Below are 17,640 nucleotides of genomic sequence, written 5' to 3' on the forward strand. Positions count from 1 at the left end.
ACCCATTCGAGCGAAATTGAGCGCGCTACCCGTTTCCTCCCGGCCCGACGTCTCCGTGGGCTACGAGGCGGACGCGATCCAGCCGGGGTCGATGGTGCCCCCGGCGACGATCACGGCCGGGCCCGTCATCTCGACGGCGCCGTCCGGCCGCTCGGTGATCACCAGGCGCCCGCCCCAGAGATCCACGGTGTACGTCACGGGCGAACCGGTGACGGCCGGGTCGACGCCGTCCCTGCGGGCGGCGGCGACGGCCACGGCGCAGGCCCCCGTACCGCAGGAGCGTGTTTCGCCGGAACCGCGCTCGTGTACGCGCATCGCGACGTGGCGCGGGCCGCGGTCGACGACGAACTCGACGTTGACCCCGTCCGGGTAGGTGGCGCCGGGTGCGCAGGCGGGGGCGGTGAGCAGGTCACCGGCGTGCCGCAGATCGTCGATGAACGCGACGGCGTGCGGGTTGCCCATGTTCACGTTGCGGGCGGGCCATGCGCGGCCCCCCACAGCGACTGTCACGTCGCCTCCGGGCAGGACCGCGCGGCCCATCGAGACGGTGATGTCGCCGCCGCTCTGCGCCTTCGCGATGTGTACGCCCTTGACGCCGCCCCGGGTGGCGACGGCCAGGTCGCCCTCGCCGACGAGGCCGGCGCGCTGCAGGTGGCGGGCGAAGACGCGCACGCCGTTGCCGCACATCTCGGCGATCGAGCCGTCGGCGTTGCGGTAGTCCATGAACCACTCGGCCGACGCGGCCATGGAGCGGGCCTCGGGGTGCGCCTCGGACCGGACGACGTGCAGCAGACCGTCCCCGCCGATGCCGGCCCTGCGGTCGCACAATTTCGCGACGAGGGCGGCGGGCAGGTCGAGGGCGTTGTCCGGGTCGGGGACGATCACGAAGTCGTTCTCGGTCCCGTGTCCCTTGAGGAAGGCGATCGGCGAGGTGCTCACGCCGTCAATCGTACGGGCGGGCCGGTCGCTCGGCGGGGGCGGGGACGCGCACGGCCGGGGGCTCGCCGGAGGCGGGGACGCGCACGGCCGGGGGCTCGGCTGGGCTCAGCGGAGCCTGGCGACCCGCCACACGGCCAGGGCGACGAGGCCGGTGCCCACGACGACGTACAGCGCGATCATGCGCCAGTCCGGGCGCCCTTCCGACTCCCTGGACGGCAGACCCGGCCAGCTGTGTCCGACGCGGTGCGCGGCCATCATGCCCCAGCCCGCGGCGCAGCAGCTGATCAGCAGGCCGAGCATGGCTACGACCGCGCCGCCGTCGCCGAATTCGAAGGCGAGGGGGAAGGCGAACATCAGGGAACCCAGCGCGGCGAGCCCCACGATCGGGGCGAGCTGCCAGATGCGCAGTCGCCGCTGGGGGCGCAGCTCGACCTGGACCTCGGGGCCCGTCTCGGCCACCGCGGCCACATCCTGCTCGTCGGGTCCGTCGGGGCTCAAGCGGTCCGGGTCTCCCTGAGCTGTGTCACGAGGGCCGGCTTCCATCGCCACGCGCCCTCCCAACTTGGACTCCACTGGTCGATCGAAGCTCGATGATGGCACGGGGCCGGGCGCCGCAATGACGGGCGGAGCGTCCCGATGCCATCACGTGATCAGGCTGTAACCGCTCGTTCGACCAACGCCAGCGCCCGCTCCGGGAGTTCCGCACGGTCCTGAGCTGCGCCGCTCAGCCAGTGCACTCGCGGATCCCGGCGAAACCACGAGTCCTGGCGGCGCGCGAAGCGTTTGGTGGCACGCACGGTCTCGGTGCGCGCCTGCTCCTCGGTGCAGTCTCCCGCCAACGCGGCCAGCACCTGCTGGTACCCAAGTGCGCGCGCGGCCGTGCGGCCCTCCCGCAGCCCCCGTGCCTCCAGTGCGCGCACCTCGTCGACGAGGCCCGCCTCCCACATGCGGTCCACCCGAAGGGCGATGCGCTCGTCGAGTTCGGGACGGCCGACGTCGACGCCGATCTGCACGGTGTCGTACACCGAGTCCGGTCCGGGGAGATTGGCGGTGAAGGGCCTGCCGGTGATTTCGATCACTTCGAGCGCCCGCACGATGCGGCGGCCGTTGCTCGGCAGGATCGCCCGGCCGGCGTCCGGGTCGGCGGCGAGGAGGCGGGCGTGCAGGGCTCCGGGGCCGCGCAGCTCCAGTTCCGCCTCCAGGCGGGCGCGTACGTCGGGGTCGGTGCCGGGGAACTCCAGTGCGTCGACGGCCCCCCGCACGTACAGCCCGGAACCGCCGACGAGCACCGGCGTACGCCCTTCGGCGAGCAGACGGTCGATCTGCGCGCGTGCGAGTCTCTGGTACTCGGCGACGCTCGCCGCCTCGGTCACGTCCCAGATGTCGAGGAGGTGGTGCGGCACTCCGCAGCGCTCTTCGGGCGTCAGCTTGGCGGTGCCGATGTTCATCCCCCGGTAGAGCTGCATGGAGTCGGCGTTGACCACTTCCCCGCCGAAATGCTGGGCGAGGGCGACGCCCAGATCGGACTTTCCGGCTGCCGTGGGGCCGACAACGGCGATGACCCGCGGTGCGGGGGCTGCAGTTCTCACGTGCACAGTCTCGCAAACCTCGCGAGGCCTCCCCGAACGAGTTACGTGACGGCACGCCACCGGGTTCGTTGCCTGTTGCGAGGATCCGACCGCCGGTTTCGCCCGCACGAGTAGGATATGGAGTCGATATGGGAGTTTTTGATCGGTTTCGTCGTAAGTCCAGGGATGTCGTTGAGGCGCCGGCCGAGGAGGCTCCAACCAGCACAGCGCAGGGCGTTGAGGCGGGCGCGAGTGCGGACGCGGAGGGCGCGGAGATCCCCAAGCAGCAGTCGGTGGAAGAAGCGGCGGACAATGAGGCCGGCGACAGCGCCCGAAAGTAGTTTCCCCGAAGAGCGAAGGTGACCATGGGCTTCCTGGATTCGTTGAAGGCCAAGCTTGCTCCTGCGAAGGACAAGGTCTCGGCCCTCGCGCAGCAGCACGAGGGCAAGATCGGGCAGGGTCTGGACAAGGCCGCCAAGACGGTCGACAGCAAGACCAAGGGCAAGTACAGCAGCCAGATCCAGTCGGGTACGGGCAAGGCGAGGGACGCCTTGAACCGCATCTCCCACAAGGACGACGGCCCGGGCGGAACGGGCGGCCCCGCCGGCCCGGCCGCGGGCGGCCCGGCCGCGGGCGGCCCGGGCGGGACGGGAACCGGCGGTACCAGCACCACGCCGCCGCCCCCTCCCCCGGCCCCGTAGCCCCGACGACAGGCGGGCGGGCAACGGCGGAGGGCCACGGAGCGCAGTACGCTCCGCGGCCCTCCGCCGTCCCGCGTCCCCCTGCCCGTCGTCCCCGTCCCTTCCGCGGGGCATTCAGCGGTCGGGCGTTCAGCGGTGTGTCACGACCAGAGCGCGACGAAATAGCCGACGCCGTAAGGAGCGTCCTCGTACAGCAGCTGACCGCCGAGACCGGCCCCCTGGGCCGCGCCGGCGAGGACCTGCCAGGGCGCCCGCCCCGCCGCCTTCAGTTCGTACGCCAGGCCCGCGTCCAGGGCCAGCAGGGCGGCCGGGTCGGCGGCCGCGAGGGCGTGTGCGGCACGTGCGTCGAAGGCCTCGGCGCGTTCGTCCAGATAGCCGGGCGCCTTGAGTGTGCGGCAGGCGCTGGCGTCCCCCATCACGAGCAGCGCGACCCGCTCCACGCGCGTGGCGAGTCCCCGTCCCTGGTCCGCGCACAGGTCCGCCGGGGTGCGTTCTGCGACGCCCAGGGCTTCCACGGGGGCGCCCGACCACTGTTCACGGGTGAGCAGCCACGCGCCGACCGCGAGGGACTGCGGAAGCTCCTGGCCGACGACGGTTCCCGAGACCGGGGCGCTGCCCCCGTCCGTTCCGGGGAACGCACGAAACGTGTCGAGACGTACAGTCACGTCGACGCCGAAGCCGCGGAAGCTTCCCGTGGCCCCCTGGGGGTACGTACTCGCCTCGCCCGGCCCTGCGCTGCCCACCACGACCAGCAGGTCGGGACGGGACGCGGCGAGCACCCCGAGAGAGTCCGCACAGGCCGCCCGGGCGGCGTCGAGTTCCGGCGCCGCGCCGGCGGCCACTTCGGGTACCAGGAGCGGCGGACAGGGGCACACAGCGGCGGCGACAAGCATGATCGGAAGCCTAGTGCCCCGCCCGCAACCGTCCCTCGCGCCGAACGCCCTACTGGACGGCGCAGCCGCCCGTGGCCGCCGGCAGCGGCTCGGGAACGCCGATCTTCGGGAGCCCCAGCAGCACGCCCTGGCCCTGCTGCGGCTGCGCGGTCCGCCTCTCCCAGGCGTCACCGGCGCGGGTGCGGCGTACCGACATGGCGGGGCCCTCGGCCAGCAGGTGGTGCGGGGCGGCGTAGGTGATCAGGACGGTCACCACGTCACCGGGGCGCACCTGCGCGTCCGGCTTCCCGAAGTGCACGAGCCGGTTGTCGGGGGCGCGTCCCGAGAGGCGGTGGGTGGCGCCGTCCTTGCGGCCCTCGCCCTCGGCGACCATGACGTCCAGGGTCCGGCCGACCTGCTTCTTGTTCTCCTCCCAGGAGATCTCCTCCTGGAGGGCGACCAGGCGCATGTAGCGCTCCTGGACGATCTCCTTGGGGATCTGGTTCTCCATAGTGGCGGCCGGGGTGCCGGGGCGCTTGGAGTACTGGAAGGTGAAGGCCTGCGCGAAGCGTGCCTCGCGGACCGTGTGCATGGTCTGCTCGAAGTCCTCCTCGGTCTCGCCGGGGAAGCCCACGATGATGTCGGTGGAGAGGGCGGCGTGCGGCATGGCGGCACGCACCTTCTCGATGATGCCGAGGAAGCGCTCCTGCCGGTACGACCGGCGCATCGCCTTGAGGACCGTGTCCGATCCGGACTGCAGCGGCATGTGCAGCTGCGGCATGACGTTCGGCGTCTCGGCCATCGCGGCGATCACGTCGTCCGTGAAGTCGCGCGGGTGCGGCGAGGTGAACCGGACCCGCTCCAGGCCGTCGATCTTCCCGCAGGCGCGCAGCAGCTTGGAGAACGCCTCACGGTCACCGATGTCGGAGCCGTAGGCGTTGACGTTCTGGCCGAGCAGGGTGATCTCGGAGACACCTTCGGCGACCAGTGCCTCGATTTCGGCGAGGATGTCGCCTGTCCGGCGGTCCTTCTCCTTGCCGCGCAGCGCGGGCACGATGCAGAAGGTGCAGGTGTTGTTGCACCCGACGGAGATGGAGACCCAGGCGGCGTAAGCGCTCTCGCGCCGCGTCGGCAGCGTGGACGGGAAGGCCTCCAGCGACTCAGCGATCTCGACCTGCGCCTCTTCTTGCACGCGGGCGCGCTCCAGGAGTACGGGCAGCTTGCCGATGTTGTGCGTACCGAAAACGACGTCGACCCAGGGTGCCCGCTTGACGATGGTGTCGCGGTCCTTCTGGGCGAGGCAGCCGCCCACGGCGATCTGCATGCCGGGCCGCTTCGTCTTCATCGGGGCGAGCCTGCCGAGATTGCCGTACAGCTTGTTGTCGGCGTTCTCCCGCACCGCGCAGGTGTTGAAGACGACGACATCGGCGTCGCCGTCGGCTCCCTCCCGGGCCCGGACATATCCCGCGCCCTCCAGGAGGCCCGAAAGCCGCTCGGAGTCGTGGACGTTCATCTGGCACCCGTAAGTGCGCACCTCGTATGTCTTCTCGCTCATCTCGCACACCAGGGTACGGGGCGCGAACGGGGCGGGGCACCCCACCGTCGGCCTGGTCTCCGGGGGGCCGGACTGGCAGGATCGCGCGCATGCTCCAGCCCTTGGCTCACATCAGCCGCCGCCGCGCCCTCCAGGGTGGCGCCGCCGCACTCGTGACGTTCGGGCTGCTGATGTGGTGGCTCGTGCCGATCGGGGAGTCCGCACCGCGCGGGAAGATCACCTTCAGCACTGGCGTGCCGACGGGCGTCTACCAGCGCTACGGCGAGCTCCTCGAGCGGGCCGCGGCGCGCGACCTCCCCGAGGTGAACATGCGGCTGCGCACCAGCGAGGGCTCGCAGGAGAACCTCGCACGGCTGGCGAGCGGTGAGGCCGATTTCACCATCGCCACCGCGGACGCCGTCGCCAAGTACAAGCAGGACGGCATGCCGGGGGCGGCGCGGCTGCGCAGCTGTGCGCGGCTGTACGACGACTATGTGCAACTTGTCGTATCCAAGCGTTCCACGGTGCGTTCCGCGGCCGGTCTGCGGAACAGTCGGGTGGCGGTCGGACAGCCCGGTTCCGGCGTGCGGCTGGTGGCGAACCGGCTGCTGACGGCGGCCGGTATCGACCCCGAGCGGGACATCACCCCGGTGTCCGTCGGCATCGACTCCATGCCCGGGATGCTCGAGCGGGGCGAGATCGATGCCTTCTTCTGGTCGGGGGGTCTGCCCACCTCCGCGGTGCGGGACCTGTCGAAGCGCATGGATATCCGGCTCGTGCCGCTGGGTGATCTGGTCGACGAACTGCACGCGACGGGCGGAACGTCCCGCCACTACCGGTCCGCGGTGATGCCCGCGGACGCGTATCTGAGGGCTCACGGCGGGGTGGCGGTGCCGACGGTGGCGGTCGCCAATCTGCTGGTGACCACGGACCGTACCAACGCCGCGCTCACCGAGGGCCTGACGCGGGCGGTGATAGGGAGCCGGGACCGCATCGGCAGTGAGGTGCACGCGGCTCAGCTGGTGGATCTGCGGACCGCCATCTACACCGATCCGCTGCCGCTGCACGAGGGGGCGCAGCGCTACTACCGGTCCGTCAAGCCCTGACCGGCCGGGCCTTCAAGCCTTCCGTCGTCGGGTGACGTTCGCGGGACGGTGACGGTGACCCGCAGCCCGTGGGGTCTGTTCTGGGTGTACGCCATCGTGCCGCCGCCCGCGAGGAGCAGGGCGCGCGAGATCGACAGGCCGAGGCCCGAGCCCTTGACGTTCTGGTGCAGGTTGCTGCGCCAAAAACGGTCCCCCACGCGCGTGAGCTCCTCGTCGGTGAGTCCGGGACCATGGTCGGCGACAGTGACGGTGCAGGTCTCCCCCTCCGGCGCCACGACGACTTCGACCATCTCGCCGGGCGGGGTGAACTTCAGCGCGTTGTCGATGACCGCGTCCATGGCGCTGGAGAGCGCGACGAGGTCACCCCAGGCGGTGACGGCCACCGGCCCCTCGCGGGTGAGACGCACGCCCTTGTCGTCGGCGAGGGGCCCCCAGGCGGCGATGCGCTCGGTGACCAGTGCGCCGAGGTCGATGAGGTGGAGGTGCGCTGGGGCGTGCTCGGCGAGCGCCAGGTCCAGGAGGCTGTCGAGAACCTGCGCGAGGCGCTTGCCCTCCGTACGTACGGAGGTGATCTCGGCGTTCCCCGGCAGGTCGAGGGAGAGCAGCTCGATCCGCAGCAGGAGGGCGGCCAGCGGGTTGCGCAGCTGGTGGGAGGCGTCGGAGACGAAGGCGCGCTGCTGCTCCAGAACCTCCTCGACGTTGTCCGCCATCTCGTTGAAAGACCTGGCCAGGCGCCTGAGTTCCGGGGGCCCGCTCGCCGCGGCGACCCGCGAGTTCATCAGGCCGGTCGCTATGTCGTGGGTGGCCGCGTCCAGGATGCGTACGGGCCGCAGCACCCACCCGGTGAGCCGGAACGCGGCGCCGACCGCCACCAGCATCGCCGCGACCTCACCGGCGGCGATGAACAGCCAGCCCCGCAGCGTCTGCGAACGCATCTGTCCGGTCGGCGAGTCGGTGACCACCACGGCGACCACGTCCCCGTCGCGCACGACCGGGGAGGCCACGTACAGGCGTCCGCTCTGCCAGGGCCAGACCTGCTTCGGGTCGTGGCTGCGGCGCTTGTAGAGCGCCTCCTGGAAGGCGCCACGGCCCTCCCCCGCCTCGGGGACGCTCCAGCCCCCGGGGGCGCTCGCCATGGCCTCGCCGTCGCGGTAGAAGACGCCCGCTTTGATGCCGTACACGGCGTGGTAACTGGCGAGTTCCGTCTCCAGGGTGCTGCGCCGTTCGTCCGTGCCACTGCCGCCCCGCTCGGTGACGAACTGGGCGAGCGCCGCGAAACGCGCCGTGTCGTCGATCCGGTCGACGACCACGCGCTGCTGGTGGGCGGCGGCCACGCTCACCGCCAGCGGGAAGCCCAGGGCGAGGAGAATCCCCGCGAGCAGGACGATGAGCAGCGGGAGAAGGCGGGTGCGCACGCGGGGCTACGGGCCCTGCACCGCGGCCGGGGCGACGAGCCGGTAGCCGACACCGCGCACCGTCTCTATCAGCGCGGGCATCCCCAGTTTGGCGCGCAGTGATGCCACATGCACCTCCAGCGTGCGGCCGGTCCCTTCCCAGCTCGTGCGCCAGACCTCGCTGATGATCTGTTCCCGGCGGAAGACGACACCGGGGCGCTGCGCGAGGAGGGCGAGCAGGTCGAACTCCTTGCGGGTCAGCTGGACCTCGCTGCCGGCGACGCTGACCCGGCGCGTGAGCAGCTCGATGCACACGCCGCCGAGCCGCAGCGCGGCGTCCGAAGCGGCTCCGGAGGCGGAACCGGGCGCGGGTGTCTCGCCGTTCGCCTTGCGCCTGCTGACGGCGTGGATACGGGCCAGCAGCTCACCGGTGTCGTAGGGCTTGGTGACGTAGTCGTCGGCGCCCAGGTTCAGGCCGTGGATACGGGACCGTACGTCGGCCCGCGCGGTCACCATGATCACCGGGGTGTCGCTGCGCTTGCGGATCTTCCCGCAGACCTCGTAGCCGTCCTGGTCGGGCAGCCCGAGATCGAGCAGCACGACACCGAAGGGGTCCTTCTCGGCCGGCAGCAGCGCCTGGATCGCTTCCTCGCCGCTGCGGGCGTGGACGACCCGGAAGCCGTGTCGGGCGAGGACGGCGGAGAGGGCAGCCGCGACGTGGTCGTCGTCCTCGACGAGCAGCAGTCTCATGGCCCCCCTTCGGTCCTTCGGTGAAATCTTCGTGAATTGGTCTCATGGCATCCACGCCGATGCGTCACGGTCCAGTCAAGGGGCTCCCCGTTACGGGCATGTTCCGTTATGGAGCCGGTATGCCGGAGCGGAGTCCCGTTCACGCGGAGTGTCCGGTTGCAGCCGGATCGTTATGCTCAATTTCCGCTCAGATGTAATGACGCTGGTCGTAACGGCTGACTAGGGTCCTCCCAACCGAGGAGGACGGAGCAAGAAGCCGATGAGCGGAGTTTCAGTGACCAAGGCCGCCGATGACGCTGCCCCCGCAGCCGACGACCTGGTCGTGCTGAGCAACGTCAACAAGCACTTCGGCGCGCTGCATGTGCTCCAGGACATCGATCTGACCATCGCCCGTGGCGAGGTCGTGGTCGTCATCGGACCCTCGGGGTCCGGAAAGTCCACGCTGTGCCGCACCATCAACCGCCTGGAGACGATCGACTCCGGCGCCATCGCGATCGACGGCAGGCCGCTGCCCCAGGAGGGCAAGGAGCTCGCGCGGCTGCGTGCCGACGTCGGCATGGTCTTCCAGTCGTTCAATCTCTTCGCACACAAGACGGTGCTGGAGAACGTCACGCTGGGCCAGACCAAGGTTCGCGGGACGGACAAGAAGGCGGCCGAGGAGAAGGCGCGCACCCTGCTCGACCGGGTGGGTGTCGGCTCGCAGGCGGACAAGTACCCGGCGCAGCTCTCCGGAGGTCAGCAGCAACGTGTCGCGATCGCGCGGGCGTTGGCGATGGACCCCAAGATCATGCTCTTCGACGAGCCCACGTCGGCGCTCGACCCGGAGATGATCAACGAGGTTCTGGAAGCGATGCAGCAGCTGGCACGCGACGGAATGACGATGGTGGTCGTCACCCACGAGATGGGCTTCGCGCGTTCGGCCGCCAACCGGGTCGTCTTCATGGCGGACGGAAAGATCGTCGAAGAGGCCACACCCGACCAGTTCTTCAGCAACCCGCGCAGCGACCGGGCCAAGGACTTCCTGTCGAAGATCCTTCACCACTGACGATTAACGACCCACGACACTAGGGATTTTCACGATGAAGCTCCGCAAATCGGCCGCCGTTGCCATCGCCGTGCTCGCCCTGACCGCGACTGCCTGTGGCGGCGAGTCCGGCACCGCCGGCGACAAGCCGAAGAACCCGACCGGCGGCAAGGAAGCCCCCAAGCTTCCGACGTACACGGTCGCCAAGGACGTCAAGATCGACTCCCCGGTCCTGAAGAGCGCCCAGAAGGCCGGCAAGATCACCTTCGGCGCCAAGAACGACCAGCCCTACCTCGGCTTCGAGGACACCGACGGCGAGCGTTCCGGCTTCGACATCGAGATCGCCAAGATGGTCGCCGCCGACCTTGGCTTCTCCGCCGACCAGATCACCTTCAAGACGGTCGACTCCGGTGTCCGCGAGACGACCATCTCGAAGGGCGACATCGACCTCTACGTCGGTACGTACACGATCAACGACGAGCGCAAGAAGCAGGTCGGCTTCGCCGGCCCGTACTTCATGGCGGGCGCAGACCTCCTGGTCCGCAAGGACGAGAGCGCGATCACCGGACCCGACTCGCTCAAGGGCAAGAAGGTCTGCTCCATCGTCGGCTCCACGCCGCTCCAGGAGATCAAGAAGCCGAAGTACGGCGCGAAGACCGTCGAGCTGTCGAAGTACTCCGAGTGCGTGCAGCAGCTCATCAACAACGAGGTCGACGCCGTCACCACCGACGACGCGATCCTCAAGGGCTACGCCGCCCAGCGTCCGACGAAGCTCAAGGTGGTCGGCAAGCCGTTCACCGAGGAGCCGTACGGCGTCGGCATGAGCAAGGACGACAAGGCGCTGCGCGAGGCGGTCGGCGACGCCCTGGAAGCGCACATCGAGAACGGCGACTACAAGAAGGCGTACGACGCGACGCTGGGCCTGTCCGGCTCCGAGTTCACCGAGCCGCCGGCGCTCGAGCGCTACTGATACCGCCGCTTCCTTCGGTGGTTTCTGTGCCCCGTACGCGCTTGAGGGGAGCGTACGGGGCACGGTGTCCCCTGCCCGTCCGCTGCCGCCCACGAGGACTTCCCCGTGAATGTATTGCTCGACCACTTGCCGGAGTTCCGTGACGGTTTCATAGGAACCGTGCTGCTCACCGCCGCCAGTGCGCTGCTCGCGATGGTGCTGGGCGTCGTGATGGCCGGTTTCCGCGTCTCTCCCGTACCGCCCCTGCGGTTCTTCGGAACCGCCTGGGTCACGCTCTTCCGCAACACTCCGCTGACCCTGCTGTTCCTCGTCGTCTGGTTCGTGGTGCCCGCCGTCTTCGGCACCGGTATGAACCCGTGGGTCAAGGCTCTGCTTGCGCTCGGCTTCTACACGTCCGCGTTCGTCTGCGAGGCCGTCCGGTCCGGTGTCAGCACGGTGCCGCTCGGCCAGGCCGAGGCCGCCCGCTCCCTGGGCATGACGTTCTTCCAGACGCTGCGTCTGATCGTTCTTCCGCAGGCCACGCGCGTCGTGGTCCCGCCGCTGAGCAGCATCTTCATCGCACTCACCAAGAACTCGGCGATCGCGGGAGCGTTCAGCGTCGCCGAACTCTTCGGTGTGCAGAAGCTGCTCAGTGACAAGGGCTTCGCCATCGCCCCGATCTTCCTGTGGGTGGCCCTCGGCTACCTGATCATCACGTTCACCATCAGCGGTCTCTTCCGGCTGCTCGAGCGGCGCCTGGAGGTCGCACGATGAGTTCGAGCGTCCTGTACGACGCCCCGGGTCCCAAGGCCCGGGTACGCAACCGCATCTACACCGTCCTCGGCTCCCTGCTGATCCTCGCTCTGACCGGGTTCGCGGTCTTCCGCCTCGCCGACCGCGGGTACTTCGCCCCCGAGATGTGGAACATCTTCAACTACGCGGGTGTCCGGAACAGCATTCGCGACGGCCTCCTCTCCACCCTCCAGGTCTTCGCCGTCGCAGCGGTGCTGTCGCTGGTCCTGGGTGTGCTGCTGGCGGTGGCGCGGCTCTCCGACCACCGTCCGGTGAGCGCCGTGGCCACCGGCTTCATCGAGCTGTTCCGGGCCGTCCCGCTGCTGATCACGATCTACGCGATGTGGGTCCTGTTCCTGACGTACAAGGGCAGTCTCGGTTTCATCGGTGAGAGTTCGGCGTACTGGGCCCTGGTCATCGGGCTGACCGTCTACAACGCCTGCGTGCAGGCCGAGATCCTGCGGGCCGGTGTCAACGCCGTGCCGAAGGGGCAGGTCGAGGCGGCGTACGCGCTGGGTCTGCGCAAGTCGCAGGTCATGACGATGCTGCTGATCCCGCAGGCCGTCCGCTCGATGCTGCCGACGATCATCAGCCAGCTTGTGGTGACGCTCAAGGACACCTCACTCGGCTACATCATCACGTACGCCGAGCTGCTCTTCGTCGCCCGCACGCTGGCCAACAACATCATCGTCAACGACGACAACCCGTACGTTCCGGTGGTCATCGTCTTCGGTGCCATCTACGTCGCGATGTGCATGGCGCTGTCCGCGCTTGCCACCTGGATCGAAAAGCGCGGCCGCCGTGCCAAGACCGGCATCGCGCCGGCCGCCGCGGCCGACCCGCTGGAGGCGCCCGGGGTGCTCGACGCGGGCGGCGGTCCGCTCGGACCGCACGCGGGAGGCTCGACAGGCATGGCAGACGGCAACGACGGGTCCGCCCAGAAGAAGAACTGACGTAATGTGAGGCAGCGGCCACCCCGCCGCTGCCTCCGTCACTTGACGCAAGCACCCGCAGTGGGTTGCATACGTTCTGTGATCGTGCACCGGGTTCCACCTGCCGCTTCCCGCATGTCCGTACGGACTGGAGGGAACGCACCGTGGACCCGGTGATCGTCGTTGGCGCGGGTCCTGTCGGACTGGCTCTCGCGCTTGCCCTGTCGGCTCAGGGCGTGCCCTCGGTCGTACTCGATGAGGGCCGGGGCAACGACGAGCCCCGCACGGCCCGTACGGCCCTGCTCCGGGCGGACACCGCAGACCTCCTCGAACGGCTCGGGTGCGCGACTGTCCGTGACGAGGGAACGCGTTGGACCGGATGGCGGTCGATACGCCGTCACCAGAACGTCCGCCGAATCGACTTCGGCGACGACGCCGACATGCCCTCCCCCGTCCACCTGGCGCAGCACGTGCTGACCCGCGGACTGCGGGACGCCGTGGCCGCGCAGGAACTGGTCGAGTTCGTGCCCGACAGCCGTCTCGACACGATCGAGCAGGACCACGACGGTGTCACGGCGCACATCCGCGAGCCCGGAGCCGCCCGCGAGCCCGGGGCCGGCGAGCCCGGGGCAACCCGGTGGCGCGGCAGCTTCCTGGTGGGCTGTGACGGCGCCCGGTCGACGGTGCGCAAGCTCCTCGACATCCGGTTTCCGGGACGCACCGCCATCGAGAGGCATGCCGTAGCGGCACTGCGTACCGAACTGCCGTGGCCCGGCGAGGCCGTACTGCACCGCATGCCGCCGTGGCGCACCGGAGGCCAGGAAGTGACCGCCCGTCCGCTGCGCGACGACGTGTGGCGGCTCGACTGGCTGCTGCCGCCGAGCGGTGAACTCGTCACTCCTGAAGCCCTGGTGACGCGGGTCCGTGACACGCTGGGGGGCTGGTGCCAGGAGACTCCGCCGTACGAGCTGCTCGACACCGGCGTGTACACCCTGCACCACCGGCTGGCCCGCACCTGGCGGTCGGGCCGGGCGTTCCTGGCGGGTGACGCCGCCCACCTGCTCGGAGCGCTCGGCACCCAGGGCCTCGACGAGGGGCTGCGGGATGTCGACAACCTGGCCTGGAAGCTGGCGCAGGCCTGGCATCTGGGAGCCTCGGAAACACTGCTCGACAGCTACCAGGCCGAGCGGCGCACGGCCGTCGCCTCGCGGCTGCGCGCGGCCGACCAGGCCTTGCCGATACTGCGGGGCGGCGGACTGCTGACGTACCTGCCGGGCACCGCGCGCGGGCACGACACGCTGCTCACGGACGGCCACCTGGGGCGTGGGGCGCTGGGGGCGCCGCCGCAGTACGCCCGCTCTCCGCTCACGGCGCAGGACGTCGAGGGACGGACGGCGGTGCGCACGCCCCTGGGCGCCCTGATCGCCGACGTACGGGCGACGGCGCCCGACGGCTCAAGCGTCTGGCTGCGGGACCGGCTGCGACGCGGACGGCAGCTGGTGGTGCTGGTCGCCCCGGGAACGGGCGTGTGGGACCGGCGGCACTGGATGACGGCGGGGGTGATGCCGAGGCTGGCGGCGGCCGTCACCGCGCTGCCGGTGCGGGCCGAGCTGCTGGTCACCGAGGGCTACCCGGGGGCTTCGGCGCACACGGTGCTGCTGGTGCGGCCGGACGGGCATCTGGCTGCGGCCTTCAACGGGGTGCGGCCGGCGGAGCTGTATTCGGCTGCGGACGCGGCGCGCGGGGGCGCACCCACAGCGGCACGCACGGGGCCGCACCCGCAGCGTTGCGGGGGAGCCGAGCGGCCGGTCACCTCCGATCAGGCCGAAGACTCCACCGAAGGCCCCACCGGAGACTGCACCGGAGACCTCACCGACCGGACTGCGGACATCAATTGACCGCCGCGGGCGTGCGTGGTCTACTCCCGAACGTGACCGACACCTCCATGCGCCTGTGGCGACGAGTCCATATGGACCTCGTCCGCTATGCGGGCTGCGTGTGTCGGCCGTCCTGCTGATTCGCCCTTCTTCTCGCGCGCTGTGCCGTGCAGTGGTTCCGGCCGCGCGTTCTCGCGAACTTCCTCAGGACGGTCACCTGTGTCCCTTCTTCTTCCCGGGCGTTCCCCGGACGCATCCGAAAGCGTTCCGGGGAACGCTTCGTCCTCTGCTGCGGAGCTGCTCGATTTCGTGCGCCGTACCGCTGCCGACGCTTCTCTCGTCGCCTCGCTGCCGCTCGATCCCGAAGGGCGTACCTGGATGCGCCTCAGCGGGCCGGGCGGGAGCGAGGCGTGGCTGATCGGCTGGCCGCCCGGCAGCGGAACCGGCTGGCACGACCACGGCGGCTCGCACGGCGCCTTCGCCGCGGCGGCGGGCGCCCTGCGGGAAGACTCACTCGCCGCGCGGCTGCCCACAGAAGGCTGGAAAACACTGGAGCTCAGCGACGGGCTGGACCGGCGACGACAGCTGACAGCCGGCCGGGGGCGGGCGTTCAGCGCGCACCACGTGCACCAGGTGCACCAGGTGCTGAATGAGTCGAAGGACCGGCACGCTGTCTCGGTGCACGCCTACTATCCACCGCTCCCGATGATGCGGCGCTACAGCCGCACAGGCGCGGTGCTGCGGCTGGAGCAGATCGAGCGACCCGAGGAGTGGCAGTGAGCGGAAAACGGATCGGCATCGACCAACTGCTCGAGCGGGTACGCAAAGGACTCGACCGGATCGGGCCGCGGGAGGCATACGACGCCGCGGCAGCGGGCGCACTGCTGGTGGATATTCGGTACGCCGCCCTGCGCGAGCGGGACGGGCTGATTCCGGGGGCCCTGGTCGTCGAGCGCAACGAACTGGAATGGCGGCTCGACCCCCAGGGCAGCCACCGCGCTCCAGAGGCCCATGATCATGACCTGCATGTCGTGGTGATCTGCAACGAGGGCTACGCGTCGAGTCTCGCGGCGGCGTCGCTGCGGCAGCTGGGGTTGCATCGGGCAACCGACCTCAGCGGGGGCTTCCAGGCATGGCGGGCGGCGGGCCTTCCGGTGAAGTCGGCCACCGCTTACGGCCTGGTGCGATAGGGGGCGGATCAGCCCGCGGCCTCGGATGCGGTGCATCGCAAGGCGGCGGAGCGTCCTCATAGCGGAGCTATCAGGACGTTCCGCCAACGCGGCGAGGTGCCGTAGCCGGCGTCGCGGGCCCGTCCCCTCTCGCGCACCAGGCCGTTAGAGCACGGTCGGGGCTCAGGGCCTGTCCGGCCGATCATGGCCGGGGCCGCGGGGTGGGGCGTTCCCCCAGGACAACGCCCCACACTCCCCGCTCTCGTGAGCACTTAGAGCGGGTCGTAATCCGCATTCACGTGTGCACTGTCGTCATCGTCGTTCTCGCCCTCCTGCTCCAGGGCGCGTCTGACCACCCGCAGCGCCATCCCTTCGGGGTACCCCTTGCGCGCGAGCATGCCGGCGAGGCGGCGCAGCCGGCGGTCGCGCTCCAGGCCGCGAGTGGAGCGGAGCTTGCGGGCCACCAGGTCGCGGGCCGTTTCCTCCTCCCGGTCGGCGTCCAGCTGTCCGATCGCGTCGTCGATCAGGGCGGGGTCGACTCCCTTGTTCCGCAGTTCCCGCGCGAGCGCCCGCCGGGCGAGGCCCCGGCCGTGGTGGCGCGAGTCCACCCACGCGTCCGCGAAGGCCGCGTCGTTGATGAGCCCGACCTCCTCGAAGCGGGACAGCACCTCCTCCGACACGTCCTGCGGGATGCCCCGCTTGTGGAGGGCGTCGGCGAGCTGCTTACGGGTGCGGGCGGTTCCGGTGAGCAGGCGGAGGCAGATCGCTCGCGCCTGCTCACCCGGATCCTGAGGCGGCAACCCTTTCCCGGCCCTCGACGGGGCAGGGCTGCCGCTGTCCTCGGAGTCCACGCCTTCGCTTCCCGGCCAGTCGGTCCTCCGGGTCACGGGCTAACCCTTGGCTGCCGTGGCCTTGGCCGTCTTGGCCTTGGTCGCCGAAGCCGTTACGGCCTTGGCCTCATCGGCGGGGGCCGAGGCGCTGACCGCCGCGGCGTCCGCGCTTGGCTCTGCGCCCGGGGCCTGCGGCTTGACGCCGACGCCCAGCTTCTCCTTGATCTTCTTCTCGATCTCGTCGGCGAGATCGGGGTTGTCCTTCAGGAAGTTACGGGCGTTCTCCTTGCCCTGGCCGAGCTGGTCGCCCTCGTACGTGTACCAGGCGCCGGCCTTGCGGACGAAGCCGTGCTCCACGCCCATGTCGATCAGCCCGCCCTCACGGCTGATGCCCTGGCCGTAGAGGATGTCGAACTCGGCCTGCTTGAACGGCGGCGCGACCTTGTTCTTCACGACCTTGACGCGGGTGCGGTTGCCGACCGCGTCGGTGCCGTCCTTCAACGTCTCGATACGGCGGATGTCGAGCCGCACCGAGGCGTAGAACTTCAGCGCCCGGCCACCGGTCGTGGTCTCCGGGGAGCCGAACATCACGCCGATCTTCTCGCGCAGCTGGTTGATGAAGATCGCTGTGGTCTGGGACTGGTGCAACGCGCCGGTGATTTTACGCAGGGCCTGGCTCATCAACCGGGCTTGGAGACCCACGTGCGAGTCGCCCATCTCACCCTCGATCTCCGCTCGGGGCACGAGGGCCGCGACGGAGTCGATCACGATGAGGTCGATGGCGCCCGAGCGCACCAGCATGTCCACGATTTCGAGGGCCTGCTCGCCGGTGTCCGGCTGGGAGAGGATCAGGTTGTCCGTGTCGACGCCGAGCGCCTTGGCGTATTCGGGGTCGAGCGCGTGCTCGGCGTCCACGAAGGCCACCGTGCCGCCGGCTTTCTGCGCGTTGGCCACCGCGTGCAGCGTCAGCGTCGTCTTGCCGGAGGATTCCGGTCCGTACACCTCCACCACGCGGCCGCGCGGCAGCCCGCCCACGCCAAGCGCGATGTCCAGGGCGGTCGACCCGGTGGAGATGACCTCGATGGGTTCGTTCGGCCGGTCGCCGAGACGCATCACGGCGCCCTTACCGAATTGCCGTTCAATCTGCGCGAGCGCGGCGTCGAGCGCCTTCTCGCGGTCGGTGCCTGCTGCCATGGGTTCCAC

20 protein-coding genes are annotated in these 17,640 nt (G+C 70.1%); 11 read left to right on the forward strand and 9 right to left on the reverse strand.

The window, feature by feature from the left end:
• Positions 1–60: 60 nt before the first annotated feature.
• The 3 genes from dapF to miaA form a co-directional block, all read right to left on the reverse strand.
• Positions 61–939: a diaminopimelate epimerase gene (gene dapF, locus ACU6WZ_RS05105; protein ID WP_447031918.1), complete on the reverse strand. Its 879-nt coding sequence runs from the start codon at positions 937–939 to the stop codon at positions 61–63.
• A 105-nt stretch (positions 940–1,044) separates the two neighbouring features.
• On the reverse strand, positions 1,045–1,482 hold the full coding sequence (locus tag ACU6WZ_RS05110) for a hypothetical protein (RefSeq protein ID WP_447033867.1): 438 nt from the start codon (positions 1,480–1,482) through the stop codon (positions 1,045–1,047).
• A 107-nt stretch (positions 1,483–1,589) separates the two neighbouring features.
• Positions 1,590–2,528, reverse strand: a complete 939-nt coding sequence (gene miaA / locus ACU6WZ_RS05115; protein ID WP_447031919.1) for a tRNA (adenosine(37)-N6)-dimethylallyltransferase MiaA — start codon at positions 2,526–2,528, stop codon at positions 1,590–1,592.
• A 128-nt stretch (positions 2,529–2,656) separates the two neighbouring features.
• On the opposite strand from miaA, the gene ACU6WZ_RS05120 reads away from it, so the two are divergent.
• Positions 2,657–2,848 carry a hypothetical protein gene (locus ACU6WZ_RS05120; protein WP_447031920.1) on the forward strand — a complete coding sequence of 64 codons (192 nt, stop codon included), beginning with the start codon at positions 2,657–2,659 and terminating at the stop codon, positions 2,846–2,848.
• Positions 2,849–2,872: 24 nt separating this feature from the next.
• Positions 2,873–3,208 carry an antitoxin gene (locus ACU6WZ_RS05125; RefSeq protein WP_447031921.1) on the forward strand — a complete coding sequence of 112 codons (336 nt, stop codon included), beginning with the start codon at positions 2,873–2,875 and terminating at the stop codon, positions 3,206–3,208.
• Between the two features lie 140 nt (positions 3,209–3,348).
• On the opposite strand, the gene ACU6WZ_RS05130 is transcribed toward ACU6WZ_RS05125, so the two are convergent.
• Both ACU6WZ_RS05130 and miaB read right to left on the reverse strand, forming a co-directional pair.
• Positions 3,349–4,101, reverse strand: coding sequence for a class III extradiol ring-cleavage dioxygenase family protein (locus ACU6WZ_RS05130; protein ID WP_447031922.1), 753 nt, complete (start codon positions 4,099–4,101; stop codon positions 3,349–3,351).
• 49 nt (positions 4,102–4,150) lie between these two features.
• Positions 4,151–5,635 carry a tRNA (N6-isopentenyl adenosine(37)-C2)-methylthiotransferase MiaB gene (gene miaB / locus ACU6WZ_RS05135; RefSeq protein WP_447031923.1) on the reverse strand — a complete coding sequence of 495 codons (1,485 nt, stop codon included), beginning with the start codon at positions 5,633–5,635 and terminating at the stop codon, positions 4,151–4,153.
• A gap of 89 nt (positions 5,636–5,724) precedes the next feature.
• Between miaB and ACU6WZ_RS05140 the strand changes: the two genes are divergently transcribed.
• Positions 5,725–6,720, forward strand: a complete 996-nt coding sequence (locus tag ACU6WZ_RS05140; protein WP_447031924.1) for a TAXI family TRAP transporter solute-binding subunit — start codon at positions 5,725–5,727, stop codon at positions 6,718–6,720.
• Here ACU6WZ_RS05140 and ACU6WZ_RS05145 read toward each other — a convergent pair.
• Together ACU6WZ_RS05145 and ACU6WZ_RS05150 are read right to left on the reverse strand one after the other, a co-directional pair.
• Positions 6,699–8,135, reverse strand: a complete 1,437-nt coding sequence (locus tag ACU6WZ_RS05145) for a sensor histidine kinase (RefSeq protein ID WP_447031925.1) — start codon at positions 8,133–8,135, stop codon at positions 6,699–6,701. The genes ACU6WZ_RS05140 and ACU6WZ_RS05145 overlap by 22 nt on opposite strands.
• A 6-nt stretch (positions 8,136–8,141) precedes the next feature.
• On the reverse strand, positions 8,142–8,864 hold the full coding sequence (locus ACU6WZ_RS05150; RefSeq protein ID WP_447031926.1) for a response regulator transcription factor: 723 nt from the start codon (positions 8,862–8,864) through the stop codon (positions 8,142–8,144).
• 259 nt (positions 8,865–9,123) lie between these two features.
• On the opposite strand from ACU6WZ_RS05150, the gene ACU6WZ_RS05155 reads away from it, so the two are divergent.
• The 8 genes from ACU6WZ_RS05155 (at position 9,124) to ACU6WZ_RS05190 (ending at position 15,628) form a co-directional block, all read left to right on the forward strand.
• A complete protein-coding gene (locus ACU6WZ_RS05155; RefSeq protein WP_447031927.1) occupies positions 9,124–9,909 on the forward strand; it encodes an amino acid ABC transporter ATP-binding protein in 786 nt (261 codons plus the stop codon).
• A gap of 34 nt (positions 9,910–9,943) precedes the next feature.
• A complete protein-coding gene (locus tag ACU6WZ_RS05160; protein WP_447031928.1) occupies positions 9,944–10,858 on the forward strand; it encodes a glutamate ABC transporter substrate-binding protein in 915 nt (304 codons plus the stop codon).
• 105 nt (positions 10,859–10,963) lie between these two features.
• On the forward strand, positions 10,964–11,611 hold the full coding sequence (locus ACU6WZ_RS05165) for an amino acid ABC transporter permease (protein ID WP_447031929.1): 648 nt from the start codon (positions 10,964–10,966) through the stop codon (positions 11,609–11,611).
• Positions 11,608–12,582 (forward strand): amino acid ABC transporter permease, encoded by a 975-nt coding sequence (locus ACU6WZ_RS05170; protein WP_447031930.1) that lies wholly within the window; start codon positions 11,608–11,610, stop codon positions 12,580–12,582. Before ACU6WZ_RS05165 ends, ACU6WZ_RS05170 begins: the two co-directional genes overlap by 4 nt.
• Before the next feature lie 143 nt (positions 12,583–12,725).
• A complete protein-coding gene (locus ACU6WZ_RS05175; protein ID WP_447031931.1) occupies positions 12,726–14,459 on the forward strand; it encodes an FAD-dependent monooxygenase in 1,734 nt (577 codons plus the stop codon).
• A 71-nt stretch (positions 14,460–14,530) separates the two neighbouring features.
• Positions 14,531–14,578 carry a hypothetical protein gene (locus ACU6WZ_RS05180; protein ID WP_309506048.1) on the forward strand — a complete coding sequence of 16 codons (48 nt, stop codon included), beginning with the start codon at positions 14,531–14,533 and terminating at the stop codon, positions 14,576–14,578.
• Positions 14,579–14,657: 79 nt separating this feature from the next.
• The gene (locus ACU6WZ_RS05185; protein WP_447031932.1) at positions 14,658–15,218 is read left to right on the forward strand and encodes a cupin domain-containing protein; all 561 of its coding nucleotides are present in this window, start codon (positions 14,658–14,660) and stop codon (positions 15,216–15,218) included.
• Complete coding sequence (locus tag ACU6WZ_RS05190) at positions 15,215–15,628, forward strand: rhodanese-like domain-containing protein (RefSeq protein WP_447031933.1); 414 nt, start codon at positions 15,215–15,217, stop codon at positions 15,626–15,628. Before ACU6WZ_RS05185 ends, ACU6WZ_RS05190 begins: the two co-directional genes overlap by 4 nt.
• A gap of 251 nt (positions 15,629–15,879) precedes the next feature.
• Here ACU6WZ_RS05190 and recX read toward each other — a convergent pair whose 3' ends face one another.
• Together recX and recA are read right to left on the reverse strand one after the other, a co-directional pair.
• The gene (gene recX / locus ACU6WZ_RS05195) at positions 15,880–16,494 is read right to left on the reverse strand and encodes a recombination regulator RecX (RefSeq protein ID WP_447031934.1); all 615 of its coding nucleotides are present in this window, start codon (positions 16,492–16,494) and stop codon (positions 15,880–15,882) included.
• 3 nt (positions 16,495–16,497) lie between these two features.
• Positions 16,498–17,631: a recombinase RecA gene (recA, locus tag ACU6WZ_RS05200; protein ID WP_447031935.1), complete on the reverse strand. Its 1,134-nt coding sequence runs from the start codon at positions 17,629–17,631 to the stop codon at positions 16,498–16,500.
• Positions 17,632–17,640 lie beyond the last annotated feature (9 nt).

It is taken from the genome of Streptomyces hypolithicus, assembly GCF_052934925.1.